The following is a 20,981-nucleotide window of genomic DNA, read 5'->3' on the forward strand; positions in this document are numbered from 1 at the left end:
GTTGAATTTAGGGATTTTTAGGTTTAGAAAATATATTTTTGATTTAGGTAAAATCAAATACCCATTACTTTGATGGCTGATGTTGGAACTGGGCTTCCGCCTTTCTTTTCGAGTGTTACTGCAAATGCTTTTGGTGTTGGTACTTTCTTGAGTTCTTGTGTATCATTTTTAATATCAAAAACACCAGCATCCATTGGTTTGTCATTGACAATTGCCCAAAGTTGATATTGCATTCCATCGGGTGGGACAGGCAAATTAGGTCTTACCAAGTAAACTTTATTTGTTTTGGTGTCCCAAGCAAGAATTACAGTTGAATTTTCAGAACCTTTTTGACCGACCAATTTACTCATTTTTGTTTCTGGACTCAGCAACATATTAACTTCGCTGGGCATCATCATTCCTTCCTCCGTTTTTGATGCTTTTTGTAGCTTAATGTTTTCGTTGATTGCCAATGAAAGGCTTTCTTTGCTTTCTTTCCATCGGGTTCCTAAATAAATATTTGCCAAAACGCTTGTCAGTAAAGCAACCGAAGCCGCAATTTTAAGATAAGCACCGAAAAAACCATTTGTTCTAGAAATCTGTTGTTCGGTCAAATCAACTACATTTCCATTATCAAAATCTATTACTTTTGTCGTTGCTTCGTTCGACTCTGCCGAAATTTTTTCCCAAATCTGATTTTGTAAATGAGCAGGAGGTGTTTGGGCATTGGCAAAAGCATAGCTTTCCAAGGCGTTTTCGATTTGCCGAATCTCTGCCTTAATTTCGGGCCATTGTTCGGCCATTTGCTCAACTTCGGCAGTTTCTTTTTCGTTAGCCAAGCCAAGCACGTAGCTTTCCAATATCCCAGACGCTATGTATTCTTGAATATTCATTGATTTATTTTATGAGCGATACTTTTCACTCAGGAATTCACTTACAATTTTTTAATTAAAATACTTTAGAATAGAAGATTTATGAGTAACCATAAACCACTGAGCATTGCCCGTAGGCTTCCGACAGCTGCCTTAATTCTGGTTTTAACTGTTCCGAGTGGAATGCCAAATTCTTCAGAAACTTCGGCTTGCGTGTAACCTTTATAATAAACAAGCTCAATAAGTTGTTTATATTCGGGTTTCAGATTATCAACCACTTTTTTCAGGCCAATACTATCAATATCTTGTACAATCTGATATTCGTTATCTACTTGATAAACGACATTTTCTTCCATTGAAATATTTTGTGATGAATCACGAAAATCAGCCGAACGCACTTTATCGATTGCCAAATTTCGAGAAATATTCATCATCCACGTAAAAATGCTGCCTTTTGAAGGGTCATAATTGTCAATGTTTCGCCAAATCTTTAAAAAAGTATCTTGAAGTAAATCATTGGCATCATCATTTGATTGTACAATTTTATTGATTACACCAAATAACGCTCCTGAATAATTATTATACAGGATATTAAAGCCCTTTTGGTCTTTACCTTTCAGTAAAGACACCAAATCTTCTTCTGCTATGCTAATGCGACGTGCCAAACGATTTTATTATTTCAAGCTAAGTAAGTAATTTTTTTCCAAAGATGTTAGTTTTATAACTTCTTTCCTGAAAAAAAGTTTTGACGGCTTGAAAGATTTAACGGTTAAATTTTGAATCAAGAAATACCAAATTTTTTCTCTTGACTTCTGCCATCATTTACGATATATCAAAAAGATTGGATTTGGTTGACATGAAATTTTAGGATTTTAGGCTTAACTTTGTAACTTTTCAAGCTAAAATACTGAAAATTGATAAATATGACTCCCAAACAACAAGGTTTTTTCTTTCCTGCCGAATGGCACACACATCGAGCCACTTGGCTAAGTTTTCCGCAAAGTTCAGATTCTTGGGATTATGGCGAGCGTTTAGAAAGAATTTATCCTTCATATATGGCTTTTGTGAAGGCAATTTCTGAAAGTGAAAAAGTGTGTATTAATGCCAAAGACGAAACACATCAAGCATTAATTTTGACTTTGATTGAAAAATATGGAATTGATAAAAACCAAGTTGAAGTACCGATTCACCCAAACAATGATTCGTGGTGTAGAGACCACGGGCCAGCGTTTTTGATAAATCCTGAAACAAAACAACGAATGATTGTGGAATGGGGTTACAACGCTTGGGGAGGAAAATATCCACCTTATGATGACGATGACCAAATTCCTGTCAGAATTGCTAAATATTTAAACTTACCGTATGTCGTTCCTGGAATTATTATGGAAGGCGGTTCGGTTGAGTTTAATGGAAAAGGTACTGTTTTAACTAGTAAATCATGTTTATTAAATCCTAATCGCAATCCACATCTTAGCCAAGCTCAAATCGAAGAATTTCTTTGTAATTATTATGGAGTAGAGCAGGTTTTATGGGTTACAGAAGGAATTGTTGGCGATGATACCGACGGACACATTGATGATACAACTCGATTTGTGAATGAAGATACGGTTTTGACGGTTGTTGAAAATGACGAAAATGATGAAAATTTTCTTCCACTCAAACAAAATCTTGAAGACCTCAAAGCCATGCGTTTGCTAAATGGTAAACCTTTGAATATCATCGAATTACCAATGCCAGATGCAGTGTACGATAGCGGCGTGAGGTTACCTGCTTCGTATGCTAATTTTTTGATAACGAATGGCTCTATTATCGTACCAATTTATGGCTGTGAAAAAGATAAAATTGCGTTAGAAATTATTCAAGACTGTTTCCCTAAACATAAAATAGTTGGCATTGATGCAACCGAAATTATCTGGGGTTTAGGTAGTTTTCATTGTCTTTCGCAGCAAGAACCAATTGTTTAATAAAAGATATTTAAAAGCAAAAACGTCCAAAACTAGCTGAATGTCTAATATTTTGATCAACTATCATCAAAAAACTTTTCAATCAATCACTAATACCATTAATGGAGAAGTGAGCGAAGAAACATTATTTTATTATCAACAAAAAGATAATATAGTTTGGGCAGAATATAGTGGAGGGGCAATTATCAAAGGTTTTTTGATTGCGAAAGTACTTGAAAACAGTGTGTTAGATATGCGTTATGAACATATTAATAAATCAGGTGAATTGATGACAGGTATTTGTGTTTCAAGACCTGAAATATTAGCCGACGGACGAGTTCGATTGTACGAAAAATGGCAATGGACAAGTGGCGATTTTTCATCAGGAGAATCAATAATTGAAGAAATTATTAAGTGAAATTTCGTAAAAAGCAGAAATTTCGCTTAATTTTGACTTTCTGAATACCTTTGATGTCCCAACCCCATCATTTAGAGGTATTTCTTACTCAACAAAATCAATATTCATCACAATAAATTTTAACGTTTACAGTTGTTTATTGAGGATGATTGTTCAATGCCATTTATGAAGAAATACAATAAATATATATACATATCATTACTCTTTGCCCAATTTGCTTGTCAGGTTACCAAAAAACCTATCATTCAAACAACGACTCAAAATGTTGGGGGAAAGCCCGATAATGATATTTTTGCATTACCTCCTTCGTCGCCTTCAGTTATAAATAACCAACCAGTTGTAGAAATCAAACCCGAACCCGTTGCCATTATTGTTGGAACAAATGAGCTAAAAACGGCCGATTTAAAGATTGCTTTTGAAAGTAGTATGGTTGAAGATTCAGTTTCACCGACTATTTTTTTAGAACAAATTATCAACGACCAAAGGATTGTAGCGGATGCGAAAAAAAGAGGATATGATGCATCACAAGATTTTAAGGATGAAATTGAATCATATCGAAGTATTTTAGCCGAATCATATCTTACTGATAGTACAACGATTAAGTTTTTATTGAAAGAAACATATTCTTGGATGAAAGAAGAAGTGAAAGTGGCCCACATCATGTTTCAACTTTCAGAATTTGCCGACCCAACTGATACACTTGCCGTTTACCAAAAATTACTCGATATTCGAAATAAAGCTTTAGCTGGCGAAGATTTTGCAGCTTTGGCACATCAGTTTTCACAAGATAAAAAGACAAACAATATTGGCGGAGACTTAGGCTGGTTTAGAGCTATGCGTTTTCTTTATCCGCTTGAAAAAGCAGCATACACAACTCCTGTTGGAGAAATCTCAATGCCAGTTCGGACAAAAGGTGGCTATCATATTGTCAAGGTAATTGGTCGTCGCCCATTTAGCGGGAATGTTTTGGTACAACATATTTTAAAGTCGATTCCGCCCAATGCTTCGGACGCAGAAAAACTTAATGCTAAAACCAAAATTGATTCAATATATAATGTAATCAGTCAAGGCGGCTTATTTGAGGAAATGTGTCAAAAATACTCTGACGACACAAAGTATAAAAATTTTGGTGGCTATTTACCTGTTTTTGGTATCGGTGGAAGGGAAGAAGTTGCTTTTGAAGAAGCCGCTTTCGCATTGAAAGAAGGAGAAGTTTCAAAACCAGTTCGTACGGCTATTGGTTGGCATATCATAAAGTTATCTAAAAAAATACCGTTGGAGTCTTTTGAAGAAGCATCTATTAAGTTGAAAGATAAAATAGTAACGGATTCGAGAGGAGATATTGTGAAAGAAAATTCACTCAATAAATTGAAAAAACAAATGCAATTTATTGAAGATGAAGCAGTTGTGAAAATGGCATTTGCGGCTGCCGATACAAATATTTTGATTAAAAAATGGGATTACGCCTTGAATGATGAATTGATTAATAAAACCATTTTTAGTATCGGGAAAAATCAATACAAAACGAAGGCATTCTACGATTATGCAGTTGAGCGTCAAGCTATTGACAGAATTCCTTCGGGCTTTACGCCAACAATGTTGATGAGAAGTTTCTATAAAAAGTTTGTAGAAACTACTGTAAAGACATACGCCGAAGAAAATTTGGAAGAAATAAATCCAGCGTTTAAGTTATTGATGAACGAATATGCAACTAGTTTGCTAAAAATGGAATTACTTAATGATTTGGTATATGAAAAATCAACTGCAGATACAACTGGACAAAGAGTTTTCTACGAAAAACATAAAGACAAATATTTAATGCCCGAACGGGTAATGGCAACCGTAATCGCATCAAAAAATGCGAAGACAGTTTATTTAGTAAAAGAAGTTTTTGAGAAAGGTAAACCTTATAACCTCAAGCGAATGTATCGTTCGCCGCTGTATTTTGGTAAGTCTTTAAGTGATCTTACGCCTGAGCATAAAAAGAATTTGGTGTATATTCTCGAAATTATGCGTAAAAATAAAGGGTATGTTGTAGAAATTGGCGGACACGCCGACCAGCATGAAGGAGATAACATTTCGGCCGAACGCATTGAGAAAACGAAAGCTTTTTTAGTGGCAAATGGGTTAACAATCGACCGAATTATTGAAAATGATTATATGAAAACTAAAGTTGCTGATAAATTTGATTGGACAAAAAATCAGCGAGTAACCTTTATGTTTTATAGTAATTTTAAAAAAGATGTCGAAAAAGCCTTCAACGCAAAAGACCCAAATAGTATAAATATTGAAGATGGCTACTTCAAGCGTGGAGAAAACAAAATGGTTGATATTGCTAAATGGGAAGTGGGCACTCAATCTATCGTGAAAGATGGCCAATTTGCGGATGTAATAATAGAGCAAGTAGAACCAGCTCGTTATAAAACCTTGCGTGAATGTCGTGGACAAGTTTTATCAGATTATCAAAAATACCTTGAAAAACAATTTAAGGAAGATTTAGTGAATAAATATCCAGTCAAATTGAATGATGAGGAAATTCAAAAGGTAATCAATCTCAAAAGGTAGTGACGTACAAATTGTACAAAGTTTAAAAAGAAACAAGTATCAAATAAATAAAATGTTAAAGAAATTATTCCTATTGATTTGCCTTCCAATGTTGGCATTATCGCAAGAAAAACCAGTCAACATTGACCGTATCGTAGCAAAAGTTGATAATTATATCATTTTACGTTCAGAAGTTGAGCAGCTCTATATTCGTGGAGCTCAACAGCAACAACCCGTTACCAAATGTCAAGCATTGGAGAGCATGGTGGTCAATAAATTGTTGGTAGCAAAAGCCGAAATTGACTCAGTATTAGTTGAAGATAAGCAAGTAGATGACCAATTGACAGCTCGAATGCAGCAAATGATTCAACTTTACGGTAACGAAAAAAATATCGTAGAGCAATTTGGGAAGTCATTGGAAACATTGAAAAGTGAAGTTCGTTCACAAGTAAGAGAGCAATTGACTGCTCAAAAAATGCAAGCAAAAATTACTGAAAATCTTAAAATTACGCCAAACGAAGTTAGAAAGTTTTTCAGCCGTATTCCGAAAGATAGTATTCCTGAAATACCGACTGAAGTAGAGTTGGCACACATTGTGCGTTTTGCGAAAGTTACAAAAGCTCAAAAGGAAGAATTATCAGAAAGACTGTTGGACTATAAACGTCGTATTTTAGCAGGTGAGAAGTTTGAGGATTTAGCCAAAGAATATTCAGAAGACCCAGGTTCAAGACAATATGGTGGTGATTTAAGTTGGTCAAAGCGTGGGCAAATGGTACCACAATTTGAAGCATCGGCCATGAAATTAAAACCAAACGAAATGTCGGATGTTGTAGAGTCAGATTTTGGTTTACACCTAATCCAAACGCTCGAAATTCGTGGGCAGGAGTTTCATGCACGTCATATTTTGCTACGTCCTGATTATAACCGATTAGATGTAAAAGATGCGTCAAAATTTTTAGATAGTATTCGTACTGAAATAGTGAAAGATAGTATTAAATTTGAGAAGGCTGCAAAAGATTTTTCGGATGACAAAGGAACACAAGACGGAGGCGGAATCTTGATTGACCCTCAGACTGGCTCTAACCGAATGCCGTTAGATGAAACCATGGAACCGACGCTTTACTTTACGATTGATTCTATGAAAGTTGGCACGATTACTGCACCCCTGCCTTTTAGAAGTGAAGATGGTAAAACAGGAGTAAGAATAATTTATTACAAAGCAAAACACGCTCCGCATAAAGCCAGTTTACAAGATGATTTTGAGAAACTCAAGGAGTTTGCAACGATGGAAAAGAGGAATGTAGAAATTGAAAAGTGGTTCAAAAAGGCAACAGCAGATGTTTATATAAAAATAGACCCAGAGTTTGAATCGTGTAATATTTTCGGTAAAGACCGAATAAGTGGAGGAGTTGAATATTAAATTGATTTTATTAAAATATTGGGTGTTATAAATTCACCAATTGATAGATGAGCAAAATTAAATTTACCTCGGACGTAGAAGCTGCCGATGCCTTAAAAGTGGCATTTCACCAATTACAAAATGAAATCGGACAAGTAATTGTTGGCCAAGACGAGACGGTTCGCTTGTTATTGACCGCTATTTTTTGTCAAGGCCACTGCCTTTTGGTCGGCGTGCCAGGTTTAGCGAAAACGTTATTAATTCAAACGATGGCATCGGCCTTGGACTTGGACTTTAATCGTATCCAGTTTACACCAGATTTGATGCCTTCTGATATTTTAGGCTCTGAAACCCTCGATAATGAACGTAATTTCAGATTTATCAAAGGACCTGTATTTGCTAATATCGTTTTGGCTGATGAAATTAACCGTACTCCACCAAAAACACAATCGGCATTACTTGAAGCCATGCAAGAATTTGCAGTGACTGTTGGGGGGAAAAAACATAGTATTGGCCGTCCATTTTTCGTGTTGGCAACTCAAAATCCAATCGAACAAGAAGGAACATATCCATTGCCAGAAGCTCAACTCGACCGTTTTATGTTTATGGTAACGCTCGATTATCCTTCTTATAAACAAGAATTAGATATTGTAAAAAATACAACTTCAGACCGTAAAACGACAGTTAATAAAGTTCTTTCGGGTGAAGAAATTTTATATTTTCAACATTTAGTGCGTCGAGTACCTGTGCCAGACAATGTGGTAGAATATGCAGTAAGTTTGGTTCATAAAACTCGTCCAAATTCAGAGATGGCTTCTACCGAAACCAACAAATATCTTGAATGGGGAGCTGGCCCAAGAGCGTCTCAAAATCTAATTTTAGGAGCAAAATGTAACGCTCTTATCAGTGGTAAATACTCGCCAGATATTGAAGATGTAAAAGCTGTAGCTGTTTCGGTTTTACGCCATCGTTTGGTAAGGAATTTCAAAGCTGAGGCTGAGAATGTTTCTGTAGAAGAAATTATTAAGAAGATGTTGTAAAAATGAATTATCAAATAAAAAAGCTCAATGAATCAATCATTGAGCTTTTTTATTGATGAATAAATAGTTACTCTTCATTCATCAAAGTTTCGTAAACTAACATCAATATTCCATCTTTCAGACCCAAGTCAGGAACCATAATTTCTGTTGCTCCCGCCCATTTCATGGCAGAGATATAAATATCAGAAGCAGGTACAATTACATCAGCACGGTCAGCATTCAGTTGAAGTCGATTCATACGTTCTTCTAAACTAAATTTTTCAATGTAATTTCGCATTTTTTCGAGGTCTTTCAACGAAGCTTTACTCTCTTTTTTGTTTTCAATCATATTAAAAAGCTTCGAGATATTACCACCTGTTCCAACTGCAATAACATTTTCATGGCTGGGAACATTGGTTTTTACCCAAGATTGCATTTTTTTCCAAACGTCAGGAGCTTCTTTGTGTTCGAGCAAACGTACAGAGCCAATTTTAAATGATTTTGCAGCTATTTTCTCCCGACCTTTATAGATATTAAGTTCCGTACTTCCGCCGCCAACATCAATATGTAGATAAGTCTGTTGGTCTTCAAGTACTAATACAATTACATTATTGATTAGCTCTGCTTCTTGTTCACCTTCAATCAAATGTATTTCCATGCCTAATTCACTTTTAATTCGCTCTACTATATTAATGCCATTTTCGGCTTCACGCATGGCACTTGTAGCACAAATCATATAGGCATCTACTTCGTGGAGTTCCATTAAAAGTTGATAGGCTTGTAATAATTTTTTTATTCGAGCTTCGCTTTCGTACGAAATACTTCCTTTGTTAAATACATCCATTCCCAAACGAAGGGCAAAACGCACATATTCGACTTTTTTGAAGCTAATCTTATTTTTGTTGGTCAATACCGATGAAATCTGCATTCGAGCGGCATTTGAGCCAATATCAATGGCGGCAATTTTCATAAAAACTAACTTTTTTGAGAGTCATTCTTTGGTTAAAGATATACTTTTGCAAAAGTAAGCATTTCGTTTTAATTGTTTGGGAAAATAAAAAAGGTGCTGCGATTTATCACAGCACCTTTTTATTTTCTAAAGAATATAATTACCAGAAGTACGAATAAAGCGAAATGATTATAATGAAAACAATTCCTGCTCCAATCGCAAAACCTTTTGATGTTTTAAACATAGCAGCATCAATTTCAAGGCCTTTTTTCTCGTCGGTCAATACCAAACTTAAAACAAACATTACGGCTACGCATATTACAAATACCCAACCCATACGGTCTAAGAATGGAACTGTACTCCAATCGGCACCTGGAAGCCAGTTATTGTGCATAGAAAGTGCGATTAAGAATCCACCAACAATTGCAAAAAATGCTCCCGCCGAATTAGTTTTTTTCCAGAAAAAGCCCATAATAAAGGCAGCAAAAATACCTGGTGAAAGCAATCCTGTCATTTCTTGGATAAATTGGAAACCACCTTTTTTCTCAATTCCCATAAATGGAGAAATCACGATAGCCAATATCATGGCAATTACAATCACCAAACGTCCTACCAATACAAGGTTTTTTTCGGTCATATCTTTTGCAAAATAAGGCTTGAAAACATCCAAAGTAAAAATAGTAGAAATACTATTGGCTTTACCTGCCAAAGATGCAACTACCGCGGCCGTCAGTGCCGCAAATGAAAGACCTTTCAACCCCATTGGCAATAAGTTCAACAATACAGGATAAGCTCTATCTTGGTTAAAAGTGCCATCAACACCAAGCATTTCTTCGTGAAACAACCCTTTTTGGTAAAGAGCATAAGCCGCAATACCAGGCAAAGTAACAATAACAGGCATCAATAATTTAAGGAATGCTGCAAACAATAAACCGTTACGAGCCGTATCAAGATTTGCACCTAATGCACGTTGCGTAATATATTGATTACAACCCCAATAATTTAGATTTACAATCCACATCCCACCGAAAAGTACAGTTAAACCTGGTAGTGACATATAATTTGGGTTACCTTTTGGATAAATCATGTGGAAATGGTCGTCATGATTTTGTGTCATCATTTTGAAACCATTAACAAGGCCAGTCAACTCGTATTTTGATGAAACAAGAGTCACCGCTAAATAAGTAGCAGCCAAACCACCAATTACTAAGAAAAACACCTGTATTACGTCAGTATATCCAATTACTTTCATACCACCGATTGTAATGATAATAGCAAAAATTGCCAAAAATATCATACATGTGTAAAAATCTAAGCCCGAAATACCCGAAACCGCCAAAGCTCCCAAATATAAGATTGAAGTTAGATTTACCATGATGTAAAGCAATAACCAAAAAATTGCCATGATTAAGCTCACCGTTTTATTATAACGTTGACTCAAAAACTGAGGCATTGTTGAAATATTGTTTTTCAAGTAAATTGGCATGAAAAAAACGGCAACGATAATTAGGGTTGCGGCTGCCATCCATTCGTATGTCGAAATTCCCAATCCCATCGAAAAACCATTGCCCGACATACCAATCATTTGCTCCGCCGAAATATTAGAAGCAATTAAAGATGCACCAATTGCCCACCAAGTAAGTGACCCTTCGGCTAAAAAGAAGTCTTTAGTAGAAGCTTGTGCAGATTTCTTTTTGTTGTAAATCCAATAGCCATAACCAGCTACGATAATGAAATAGAATAGAAAAACTAAATAGTCAATTGTTTGTAGTTTTTGCATATTGCTTAGGGTTGATTATAAGTGTCAAAATAACATTTTAATAGTAAGGCAAATTAAGGTAGAAAATTTGCTTTTTCAAAGAAAAATCATTGCTTTTAGAAGAAACAATTGAATTGTCAAAATTTATTAATGAACGTAAAATACAAACAAATCTTAATTTTTTGAAATAAAGTAAGTTTTGTTTAGTTTTACAAAAAAACTGTCCCGTTTTGAATAGAAATACTATCAGGCTTCTGATTTTACTCGGTACGCTTTCGATTTCGGGAATTATAGCTGTGCAGGCCTACTGGGTAAAACGTGCTTTTGACCTAAAAGAACAACAATTTCGACAAACTGTTATGATTTCGTTGCGTAATGTAGCGAATCGTATTTCTGCGTTATATAAACTCTCCAATTTTGATAATCCTGTTAGTCAACTTTCTTCAGATTATTACGTAGTAAATCTTAGAGTTCCATTAGAAGCGGATGTTTTGGAACATTATTTGAAAGAAGAATTTAGAAAACAAAACCTAAATACTGATTTTGAATATGGAATTTACGACTGTGATACCGAAAAAATAATTTATGGTGCTTATATCACAGCTAATTTTGAAGAAAATAAAAGTATTGCCAAGTCTTTACCCAAAACAGATAAATATATCAATTACTTTGGTGTAAGGTTTCCAAGTAAAACTAGCTTTTTAGCGAGTAAATTGGATATTTGGTTGATTTCTTCACTCATAACATTAATCGTAACTGTGTTTTTTGGCTATGCAATGTTTGTTATTTTACGCCAAAAACGCCTCAGTGAAGTACAACGTGACTTTGTTAATAACATGACGCACGAGTTTCAGACGCCAATTTCAACAATACGTATTGCGACGGATGTTTTGAGTCAGGATAAAATAATGGAACAACCTGAGCGTTTGAAAAAATACGTTCAGATTATTCGCCAAGAAAATAATCGTCTCAAAATACAAGTCGAAACCGTATTGAATACCGCAAGGCTTGAGCGTGGTAAAATGCAATTAGAGATACAATTGCAAGAATTGCATAGTTTGATAAATGAGGTTACGGAAGGTGTGCAAGCAGAACTTGAAGATTGTTTGAAACTCGAACTAAAAGCCACTAAACCAAGCGTTTATGCTGATAGAACCCAATTGGTAAGTTTGATTAGAAATTTGCTTGAAAATGCTATAAAATATTCGTCAAAACCGCCTTGTATTACTATAAAAACCGAAAATATTGAGGATGCGATTGTTTTCTCGGTAAGCGATAAAGGCATCGGGATTCCGAAAGAAAGTATTGATAAAATATTTAAAAAGTTTTATCGAGTTCCAACAGGCAATTTGCATAATGTGAAAGGTTTCGGTTTGGGTTTAAGTTATGTTAATCAAATTGTTAAAGCCCATAAATGGCAAATAATTGTGGAGAGTGAAGTTGGGCAAGGAAGTACTTTTAAAGTAATAATGAAACAAGAAAACTAACAATATTCATCTATTCGCCATTTAAAATGTCTAAAATCCTTTACGTTGAAGATGACCCAAATTTAGGGTTTGTAACAAAAGATAATCTCGAATTAGAAGGGTATGAAATTGTACATTTTCAAGATGGAAAGGAAGCTTGGAAAAGTTTTAGTAAAGAAAAATATGACCTTTGTTTATTGGACGTGATGCTGCCCGAACTTGATGGGTTTTCATTGGCAGAAAAAATACGAAAACAAAATCTGCAAGTACCAATCATTTTTTTAACTGCCAAAACAATGCAAGAAGACCGTATTACAGGTCTGAAAATTGGTGGCGATGACTACGTAACAAAACCCTTCAGTATTGAAGAATTAAGCCTAAGAATTAAGATTTTTCTGAAAAGAAAAGACATTAATAAAATGCATACCGAAGGGCTTGGGAACTGGGAAATTGGGTTTTATGAGTTTGATTATCAGCAACTTACACTAAAATCTTCAACAAAACTTGAACAACTAACTCACCGTGAAGCTGAAGTTTTGAAATATTTGTGCGAACGAAAAAATCAAGTAATTAAACGTGACGAAATCTTAACGGCCATTTGGGGGCGTGACGATTATTTTTTAGGTCGAAGCTTGGATGTTTTTGTTACTCGTCTTCGTAAAATGCTTGCCGAAGACTCTTCCATAAAAATCGAAAATGTACACGGAATCGGTTTTAGATTTGCTTGTTAAAATTGCAAAAATTTATAGAAAGTCTTTATCCCTAAATTGGCAAGACGGTTGTGCTTTTTACTTCTGACATCACAAAAAAACTGTGTATCAATGAAACCCCCGATAAAACAGAAAGCTTTTGTTGGTGAAATTGGTGATAACTTTCCATATCTGGCACAACAATTTTGAGCATATAATCAAAACTTCCCGAAACAAAGTTACATTCTACCACTTCGGGCAAATTCTGTATGGATTGATTGAAACCTTCAGAAGTGTCATGCGTTTGCTTGATTAGCGTAACTTGACAATAAACGGTTAGATTTTTGCCTAATTTCTTTTTATTCAAAATTGTTACGTATTTTTCAATAATTCCTTCCTGTTGTAATCGCTTAACTCGGTCATGCACAGGCGTAAGTGAAAGATTTATTTGTTTAGCAATATCTTTCAGCGTCAAATGGGCATCTTCTTGTAATAAACGCAATATTTTTTTGTCAGTGTCGTCAAGGTTCATGGTGAAACAAATAAGTTGAATGTTATTTTATCAGAATTTTTTTCTTTTCAGAATTGAGAAATGTTGCATTTTTAGAAATATTTTCCCTAAAAATTTAATTTTAAATGAATAGTTTCTTATTTTTTCAAATATAACAATAATATTTTCTTTATGTACTAATTTTGTGGAGCAATTACACTTCATATAAAATTAAATCGCTGCTACAGAAAATCGTAGCAGCGAGCAGTTACACTTCATCAATATAACAAAAGTATTATGATAATCGGAGTACCAAAAGAAATCAAAAACAACGAAAATCGTGTTGCTCTCACCCCTGCGGGTGTGGCCGAATTGAAAAAGCATGGACACAAAGTGTATGTGCAAGCTAGTGCCGGAGAAAGTAGTGGTTTTAGTGATGATGAGTATGTGAAAGCAGGTGCAGAAACTTTGCCAACAATTGAAGAAGTTTACGCAATTGCTGAAATGATTATCAAGGTAAAAGAACCAATTGCATCTGAGTATCCGCTCATCAAAAAAGACCAATTATTATTTACGTATTTTCACTTTGCATCTTCTGAACCATTAACTCATGCCATGATTGAGCGTGGAGCGGTTTGTTTAGCTTACGAAACAGTAGAAAAAACAGACCGTAGTTTGCCATTGTTAGTACCAATGTCAGAAGTTGCAGGCCGTATGGCGATTCAAGAAGGAGCCAAATATTTAGAAAAACCATCAGGTGGAAAAGGTATTTTGTTGGGTGGTGTGCCAGGAGTTCCACCAGCCAAAGTATTGGTTTTAGGTGGAGGAATAGTAGGTACACAAGCGGCAAAAATGGCCGCAGGCTTAGGAGCAAGAGTTGTAATTATGGATGTAAGCTTGCCACGTTTACGTTATTTGTCGGACATCATGCCACCAAACGTAACAACAATTATGTCAAACCATTATAACATCTGTGAAGCCATTGCTGAAGCTGATTTGGTTGTTGGAGCGGTTCTTATTCCAGGTGCGAAAGCTCCGCATCTCATCACGCGTGATATGTTGAAATTGATGCGTGCAGGAACGGTTGTTGTTGACGTAGCTGTTGACCAAGGCGGTTGTATAGAGACTTGTACACCAACTACGCATGAAAATCCAACATTTATTATTGATGATATTGTTCATTATTGTGTCGCAAATATGCCTGGTGCAGTGCCTTATACATCAACACTTGCATTGACAAATGCAACTTTACCTTATGCAGTTCAATTAGCAAATAAAGGATGGAAAAAGGCTTGTAGCGAAAATGAGGAATTGAAAAAAGGACTCAATGTAGCCAACGGAAAGATAGTTTACAAAGGAGTGGCAGATGCGTGGGGCTTGGAGTTGAGTGAAGTAGATGACATTTTATAAAAATTAGTTCAAATCCCCTTTTATAAATAATCGCCTTTTCTCTTAATTGAGAAAGGGCTTTTTTGTTTAAGAGAATTTTGAAAAACGAATATATGATTAGATAAAAATTAACGTTTTTTTTCGATAAATACTTCTAAAAACCACAATTTTCTGCAATTTTGCAAAATGGCAAAAAAACAAAAATTTTATACAGTTTGGGAAGGTCGAAAGAAAGGAGTTTATGACTCATGGGATGACTGTAAAAAGCAAGTTGAAGGAGTTCAAGGTGCAAAATATAAAGCTTTTGAATCGAAAAATGAAGCAGAAAAAGCTTTAGAAGAAAACTATTGGAAGCACGTTCAGAAAGCCGAACAAAAACAAACTAAATTACCGAAATCGGCTTTCCCTCCGCCAAATTTGGAATCTGTTGTAGTTGATGCAGCTTGGAATTCGGTAAAAAAAGACATGGAATATCAAGGGTTTTACCTCAAAACCAAAGAACGTTTGTTTCATAAAGGCCCATTTCCGCAAGCAACTAATAATATTGGCGAGTTTTTGGCGATTGTTCATGCGTTGGCTCACCTCAAAAAACAAAATTCTTCATTGCCCATTTACTCTGATTCTCGAACCGCCATCAGTTGGGTGAAAAATAAGAAAGCAAATACAAAATTGGAAGAAGGAACAGGCAATGCCGAAGTTTTTGATTTATTGGAACGTGCCGTAAAATGGCTGCAAGATAATAACTATCCAAATAAAGTACTCAAGTGGGAAACTGATTATTGGGGCGAAAATCCTGCTGATTTTGGAAGAAAATAGTATGCCGAAAAATTCATTTACATTCAAACATTTCACAATTAACCAAGACCGCTGTGCCATGAAAGTCTGCACAGATGCGTGTATTTTAGGAGCATCGACCGATGTGGAAAATGTAAAAAATATTTTGGATATTGGTACTGGAACGGGGCTTTTGTCATTAATGCTTGCTCAGAGGTCTTTTGCTAAAATTGATGCCGTTGAAATTGACGAAGATGCTTATAGTCAAGCTTTTGAGAATGTATCGGTAAGTAAATTTAGCGATAAAATTGTAGTTCATCACCAGCGAATTCAATCATTTGTTGCTACCCAAGGCTATGATTTGATTATTTCAAATCCTCCTTTTTATCAAAAATCTCTAAAATCAATAGATAATCAAACCAACAAAGCTTTACATGCCGTTGAACTAAGTTTTGAAGAGTTAATAGATTCTGTAGTGAGATTATTAAAATCTAACGGAAAATTTGTGGTATTACTTCCTCCTTTTGAGATTGAAAAATTGATTCAAATTGCACAAAAAAAAGGATTATATTTGTCAAAAAAAATACTAATTCGGCATGATGAATCAAAACCTATTTTTAGAGTAATTGCTACTTTTCTTGATAAACCAGCAAACAATTATGAAGAAAATACATTAGAAATTCATGAAGAAAGAAGCGTAATTTATTCAGAAGCTTTCCGAACATTAATGAAAGATTATTATTTGATTTTTTAAATAGATAAACGATATAATTGACTTTCTGATTGGTCAAATAAATAATTAAAATTGAAATAATCCCGATATTTAATAGGGAATTTAACATAAAAATTTAATTCAGCAATAAGCAAATGCTTAAAATCTGAAACCGCTTTCCGATGAACCAACCACTTCAAATATCAATCGTTGTGCCTCTTTACAACGAAGCCGAATCGCTGCCCGAACTACATGATTGGATAGTCAGGGTAATGACAACCCACCAATTTTCTTATGAAGTTTTGTTTGTAGATGATGGCAGTACTGACGATTCTTGGGAAGTTATTCGTAAATTATCGGCTAATAATCAGGCAGTTAAAGGGTTTAAGTTTATTCGAAATTATGGTAAAACGGCCGCTTTACAAACGGCTTTTGTGCATACTAAAGGTAATGTTGTGATTACGATGGATGCGGATTTGCAAGATAGTCCTGACGAAATCCCAGAACTTTATCGGATGATTACTGAAGATGAGTATGATTTGGTTTCGGGTTGGAAAAAGAAACGCTACGACCCAATAAGTAAAACACTTCCTACGAAGCTATTTAATGGTATTTCTCGTTGGGTTTCGGGCGTTCAATTACATGATTTTAATTGTGGGTTGAAAGCTTATAGATCAAGAGTCGTGAAAAGTATTACGATTTATGGCGAAATGCACCGTAATATTCCTATTATTGCTAAGTGGAATGGTTTCAAAAAGATTGGCGAAAAAGTTGTTCAACACCAAGCTCGCAAATACGGCACTACAAAATTTGGTCTTGAACGCTTCATTTTTGGTTTTCTTGATTTGCTAACGGTTGCTTTTGTTAATAAATTTGGCCGTCGCCCGATGCATTTTTTTGGTACAATGGGCGTGTTGTCATTTATGGTTGGTAGCGTGTTGGCAATTTACCTACTTTTTGAAAAATTATACAATATTAGTCAAGGACTTCGTTATCGTAATGTAACAGATAATCCGTCTTTCTTTTTGGCAATTGTTGCTATTATCATTGGTTCACAGCTATTTTTGGCAGGATTCATTGGTGAACTTTTCGTTAAACAAAACTTTAAGAAAGACGAATATTTGATAGAAGAAGAACTAGGATAACCCACGATTTTTGGTTGAAATAAAATAAAACACTCATTGACCTGATAAAAATGAAATTATCCCTTCCCGAATTAGCTACCGGAAAATACCAAAATATAATTGGAAAAATCTGGAAATTTACCAAATACGGAACTATTGCTTTTATAATTTATTTGATTGCTGTAACATTCAACTTCTTTTGGTTATTTGGTAAAATGCCAAGTTCGGATGATATAGATAATCCTAATAGCGAAATTGCGTCAGAAGTAATTTCATCAGATGGTAAAGTGATAGGAAAGTTTGCCTACGAAAATCGAAGCCCGATTGATTTTAATGAGCTTTCTCCCAATATCGTTAATGCATTAATTGCTACTGAAGATGTGCGTTTTACGGTACATTCGGGTATTGATGCACGCAGTACTTTGCGGGTGATAATGGGTGTTTTTACAGGTCAACGCAAAGGGGGAGGAAGTACAATTTCGCAGCAGTTGGCCAAAAACCTTTTCAAACTACGTGAAGATGATTTCTATAAAGGTCCATTATATTACGTGCCAGGTGTTAGGCAATTGCTCATCAAAACAAAAGAATGGATTACGGCCATAAAACTTGAGCGTCGTTATACGAAGCAAGAAATTATGGAAAAATACCTAAATACGATTGAGTTTAGTAGTGGAGCTTTTGGTATTAAATCGGCAGCAAAAACCTATTTCAAGAAAAGTCCGAGTGAACTCAATCCAGAAGAAGCGGCAATTTTGGTTGGAATGATTCAAAACCCATCAAGATTTAACCCAAAATTACATCCGGTTGCTGCCAAAACTCGTCGAAATATTGTATTTGACCAAATGGTAAAGTATAATAAAATCTCGCTCGAACAAGGCGAAATGCTCAAAGAAAAGCCAGTCGTCTTAAATTATTCACCCGAAAGCCATAATTCTGGGCCTGCACCTTATTTTCGTCAATTCTTGAAAGATTGGCTCAAGGCAGAAATTGTGAAAGAAGGCTATGATGCCAATGATATTTATACAAAAGGATTTAAGGTTTATACCACGATTGATTCTCACATGCAAGCCTACGCCGAAGAAGCTTTAGTTGAGAATATGAAAGACCAACAAAAGAAATTTTATGCTCACTGGAAAGGGAAGGGGCGTCCATGGGTTTTGGAGTCAAAATCTAAAGAAGGTAAGTATGTAGAAATTCCAAATTTCATCGAAAATATTGCTAAAACTTCAGGACGATATCGAGAATTAAAAGAAGCCTATGACGGTGATGTTGATAAGATTTGGCGTGAAATGAATAAGCCTACTAAAATGCGAGTTTTCACGTGGCAAGGTGAGCGTGATACGGTTCTTTCATCAATGGATTCGATTCGTCATTATAAGTATTTCTTGCATTCAAGTTTCATGGCAATGGATCCAAGAAATGGACAAATCAAAGCTTGGGTTGGGGGAATAAATTATAAATACTTCAAATATGACCACGTTTTTCAAGGGAAACGTCAACCTGGGTCAACGTTCAAACCTTTTGTTTACGTAACAGCAATTGATAATGGATTTTCAACTTGTGAACAAGTAATTGACCAGCCTATTACGATTCCAATTCCAGGAGGAAGTTGGACTCCCAAAAACTCTGACGGTGTTTATTCTTATCGTTCGCTTACACTTCGTCAAGCTTTAGGACAATCAATCAATACAGTGAGTGCGTATTTAATTAATCAGTTTAAAGCTAGTAATGTTATCAAATACGCCCATAAATTAGGTATAAAAAGTGATTTGCCCGAAGTTCCTGCTATATGTTTAGGAATCGGTGATGTCTCTTTATATGAATTAATGTCTGGTTATTGTGTTTTTGCTAATCAAGGGAAATATACCGAGCCAATTTTTGTAACCCGAATTGAAGATAAAAATGGAGAAATCATCAAGGAATATTATTCGGATAGTAAAGAGGTTATTAGCCAGGAAACGGCCTATAAAATGATTCACCTAATGCGTGGAGCAACCCAACCTGGCGGTACAGCGGCAGGACTTGGTCGATATGGCGTTTTAGATGGCAACGAAATTGCTGCTAAAACAGGTACTACTTCAAACTTCTCGGATGGTTGGTTTATGGGAATTTCGCCAACGCTTGTTGCAGGCGGTTGGACAGGTGGTGATGACCCAACGATTCACTTTAGAGATATTAATTTAGGACAAGGAGCAAGACTTTCAATGCCAACTTGGGGTGGTTTTTTTCAGAAAGTTTATGCTGATAAAACTTTAGAATATAAAAAAGGTTCATTCTTGAAACCATCAACAGTATCCGTTTCGGGTGATTGTGTTTTTACGGCTGGAGAAGGTGCATATATTGATTCAACGCAAAAATATACACCCCCAACGGCAAAGCCTGTTGAAGATGACCAATTATAAATTTATTAAAGCGTAGATTCAACAAAAAAAACTCCAAAATCTGGAGTTTTTTTTGTTGAATTCTTCAGCGATATTTATCAAGGTAAGTATTGACGAATATAATTTCTACTCTGCAAAATCGCTTTTGTAATATCATCAGGGCTTCCTTCATAAGCTTTGTCTTCCACTTCAATAACCACTGGCCCACGGTAACGAACATCCGTAAGAGCCGCAAAGAATTTTCCCCAACGGACATCTCCTAAACCAGGAAGTTTTGGCGAATGGTATTCGAGCGGATTAGCCAAAATACCAACCCTATCTAACTTGTCATGATAAACTTTTACATCTTTCAAATGAATATGGTGCAAACGGTCTTTGTATTGATAAATTGGTTTTATTTCATCCATCATCTGAAAAATCATGTGCGAAGGGTCATAATTCAAACCAAATAATGGCGTTTTAAAAGTTTCAAACATTCTGTCCCAAACGGCTGGACTAATTGCTAGGTTTTTTCCCCCTGGCCATTCGTCGTTTGTAAAAAACATCGGGCAATTTTCTATGCCAATTTTGATGCCTTCTTGCTCTGCCGTTTCGATAATTGGTTTCCAGACTTTTTTAAAAGTTTTAAGGTTTTCTTGAATATTCTTTTTTGGGTCACGACCAATAAAAGTATTCATCACTGGTACGTGTAAAGTGTTGCAAGCACGAATAACTTTTTTAATATGCTCAATATAAAATTCCGCTTTTTTCTTGTCAGCATCTAAAGGATTTGGATAATAACCTAAACCCGAAATACTGATATTTTTTTCGTGCAAATATGATTTAATGTATTTGATTTGCCCTGCATCAAGTTGATCAACATTGATGTGTGTAACGCCTGCATAACGACGATTATCTCCGCCCTCAGTAGGCCAACACATCATTTCGAGGCAAGAGAAACCATGAGTAGAAGCAAAATTTACGACATGCTCAAAGCCAAAATCGGCTAAAATAGCACTTACAAATCCGAGTTTTAACATAATTATTGTTGAATAGAAGTTTGTCTGGTAAAAATATAAACAAAATTATTCTTTA

General features: G+C 35.4%; 18 protein-coding genes. 12 read left to right on the forward strand and 6 right to left on the reverse strand.

Annotated features, from left to right (window positions below; all coding sequences use genetic code 11):
• Window positions 1-53: 53 nt before the first annotated feature.
• Together MJQ71_RS17040 and MJQ71_RS17045 are read right to left on the reverse strand one after the other, a co-directional pair.
• Entirely contained in the window at window positions 54-872 is an 819-nt protein-coding gene (locus tag MJQ71_RS17040) for an anti-sigma factor (RefSeq protein WP_238807973.1), read from the reverse strand.
• 65 nt (window positions 873-937) lie between these two features.
• On the reverse strand, window positions 938-1,516 hold the full coding sequence (locus MJQ71_RS17045; RefSeq protein WP_238807974.1) for an RNA polymerase sigma factor: 579 nt from the start codon (window positions 1,514-1,516) through the stop codon (window positions 938-940).
• Between the two features lie 258 nt (window positions 1,517-1,774).
• Between MJQ71_RS17045 and MJQ71_RS17050 the strand changes: the two genes are divergently transcribed.
• From MJQ71_RS17050 to MJQ71_RS17070, 5 genes are all read left to right on the forward strand, one after another.
• Complete coding sequence (locus tag MJQ71_RS17050) at window positions 1,775-2,815, forward strand: agmatine deiminase family protein (RefSeq protein WP_238807975.1); 1,041 nt, start codon at window positions 1,775-1,777, stop codon at window positions 2,813-2,815.
• A gap of 40 nt (window positions 2,816-2,855) precedes the next feature.
• Complete coding sequence (locus MJQ71_RS17055) at window positions 2,856-3,212, forward strand: avidin-fold protein (RefSeq protein ID WP_238807976.1); 357 nt, start codon at window positions 2,856-2,858, stop codon at window positions 3,210-3,212.
• Between the two features lie 165 nt (window positions 3,213-3,377).
• Entirely contained in the window at window positions 3,378-5,777 is a 2,400-nt protein-coding gene (locus MJQ71_RS17060) for a peptidylprolyl isomerase (protein ID WP_238807977.1), read from the forward strand.
• Window positions 5,778-5,829: 52 nt separating this feature from the next.
• Entirely contained in the window at window positions 5,830-7,176 is a 1,347-nt protein-coding gene (locus MJQ71_RS17065) for a peptidylprolyl isomerase (protein WP_238807979.1), read from the forward strand.
• Between the two features lie 56 nt (window positions 7,177-7,232).
• On the forward strand, window positions 7,233-8,195 hold the full coding sequence (locus MJQ71_RS17070) for an AAA family ATPase (protein ID WP_238808261.1): 963 nt from the start codon (window positions 7,233-7,235) through the stop codon (window positions 8,193-8,195).
• A 67-nt stretch (window positions 8,196-8,262) separates the two neighbouring features.
• Here the strand turns inward: MJQ71_RS17070 and MJQ71_RS17075 are convergent, their stop codons facing one another.
• Window positions 8,263-9,144 carry a Ppx/GppA phosphatase family protein gene (locus MJQ71_RS17075; protein WP_238807982.1) on the reverse strand — a complete coding sequence of 294 codons (882 nt, stop codon included), beginning with the start codon at window positions 9,142-9,144 and terminating at the stop codon, window positions 8,263-8,265.
• 139 nt (window positions 9,145-9,283) lie between these two features.
• Window positions 9,284-10,903, reverse strand: a complete 1,620-nt coding sequence (locus tag MJQ71_RS17080) for a sodium:solute symporter family transporter (protein ID WP_238807984.1) — start codon at window positions 10,901-10,903, stop codon at window positions 9,284-9,286.
• Between the two features lie 209 nt (window positions 10,904-11,112).
• Between MJQ71_RS17080 and MJQ71_RS17085 the strand changes: the two genes are divergently transcribed.
• Together MJQ71_RS17085 and MJQ71_RS17090 are read left to right on the forward strand one after the other, a co-directional pair.
• Window positions 11,113-12,369, forward strand: a complete 1,257-nt coding sequence (locus MJQ71_RS17085) for a sensor histidine kinase (RefSeq protein ID WP_238807986.1) — start codon at window positions 11,113-11,115, stop codon at window positions 12,367-12,369.
• Window positions 12,370-12,395: 26 nt separating this feature from the next.
• Window positions 12,396-13,079, forward strand: coding sequence for a response regulator transcription factor (locus MJQ71_RS17090; RefSeq protein WP_238807988.1), 684 nt, complete (start codon window positions 12,396-12,398; stop codon window positions 13,077-13,079).
• A gap of 31 nt (window positions 13,080-13,110) precedes the next feature.
• On the opposite strand, the gene MJQ71_RS17095 is transcribed toward MJQ71_RS17090, so the two are convergent.
• The gene (locus tag MJQ71_RS17095; RefSeq protein ID WP_238807990.1) at window positions 13,111-13,569 is read right to left on the reverse strand and encodes an Lrp/AsnC family transcriptional regulator; all 459 of its coding nucleotides are present in this window, start codon (window positions 13,567-13,569) and stop codon (window positions 13,111-13,113) included.
• A 255-nt stretch (window positions 13,570-13,824) separates the two neighbouring features.
• Between MJQ71_RS17095 and ald the strand changes: the two genes are divergently transcribed.
• The 5 genes from ald to MJQ71_RS17120 all read left to right on the forward strand — a co-directional run bounded on the left by ald (window position 13,825) and on the right by MJQ71_RS17120 (window position 19,928).
• Complete coding sequence (gene ald, locus MJQ71_RS17100; RefSeq protein ID WP_238807991.1) at window positions 13,825-14,937, forward strand: alanine dehydrogenase; 1,113 nt, start codon at window positions 13,825-13,827, stop codon at window positions 14,935-14,937.
• Window positions 14,938-15,102: 165 nt separating this feature from the next.
• Window positions 15,103-15,732 carry a ribonuclease H1 domain-containing protein gene (locus MJQ71_RS17105; RefSeq protein WP_238807992.1) on the forward strand — a complete coding sequence of 210 codons (630 nt, stop codon included), beginning with the start codon at window positions 15,103-15,105 and terminating at the stop codon, window positions 15,730-15,732.
• 1 nt (window position 15,733) lies between these two features.
• Window positions 15,734-16,444, forward strand: a complete 711-nt coding sequence (locus tag MJQ71_RS17110; protein ID WP_238807993.1) for a tRNA1(Val) (adenine(37)-N6)-methyltransferase — start codon at window positions 15,734-15,736, stop codon at window positions 16,442-16,444.
• Window positions 16,445-16,584: 140 nt separating this feature from the next.
• A complete protein-coding gene (locus tag MJQ71_RS17115) occupies window positions 16,585-17,547 on the forward strand; it encodes a glycosyltransferase family 2 protein (protein WP_238807994.1) in 963 nt (320 codons plus the stop codon).
• Window positions 17,548-17,597: 50 nt separating this feature from the next.
• Window positions 17,598-19,928 carry a penicillin-binding protein 1A gene (locus MJQ71_RS17120; RefSeq protein ID WP_238807995.1) on the forward strand — a complete coding sequence of 777 codons (2,331 nt, stop codon included), beginning with the start codon at window positions 17,598-17,600 and terminating at the stop codon, window positions 19,926-19,928.
• 77 nt (window positions 19,929-20,005) lie between these two features.
• Here the strand turns inward: MJQ71_RS17120 and MJQ71_RS17125 are convergent, their stop codons facing one another.
• On the reverse strand, window positions 20,006-20,926 hold the full coding sequence (locus tag MJQ71_RS17125; protein ID WP_238807996.1) for a sugar phosphate isomerase/epimerase family protein: 921 nt from the start codon (window positions 20,924-20,926) through the stop codon (window positions 20,006-20,008).
• Window positions 20,927-20,981: the final 55 nt, after the last annotated feature.

The organism is Emticicia aquatica (genome assembly GCF_923079645.1).
GTDB lineage: Bacteria > Bacteroidota > Bacteroidia > Cytophagales > Spirosomataceae > Emticicia > Emticicia aquatica.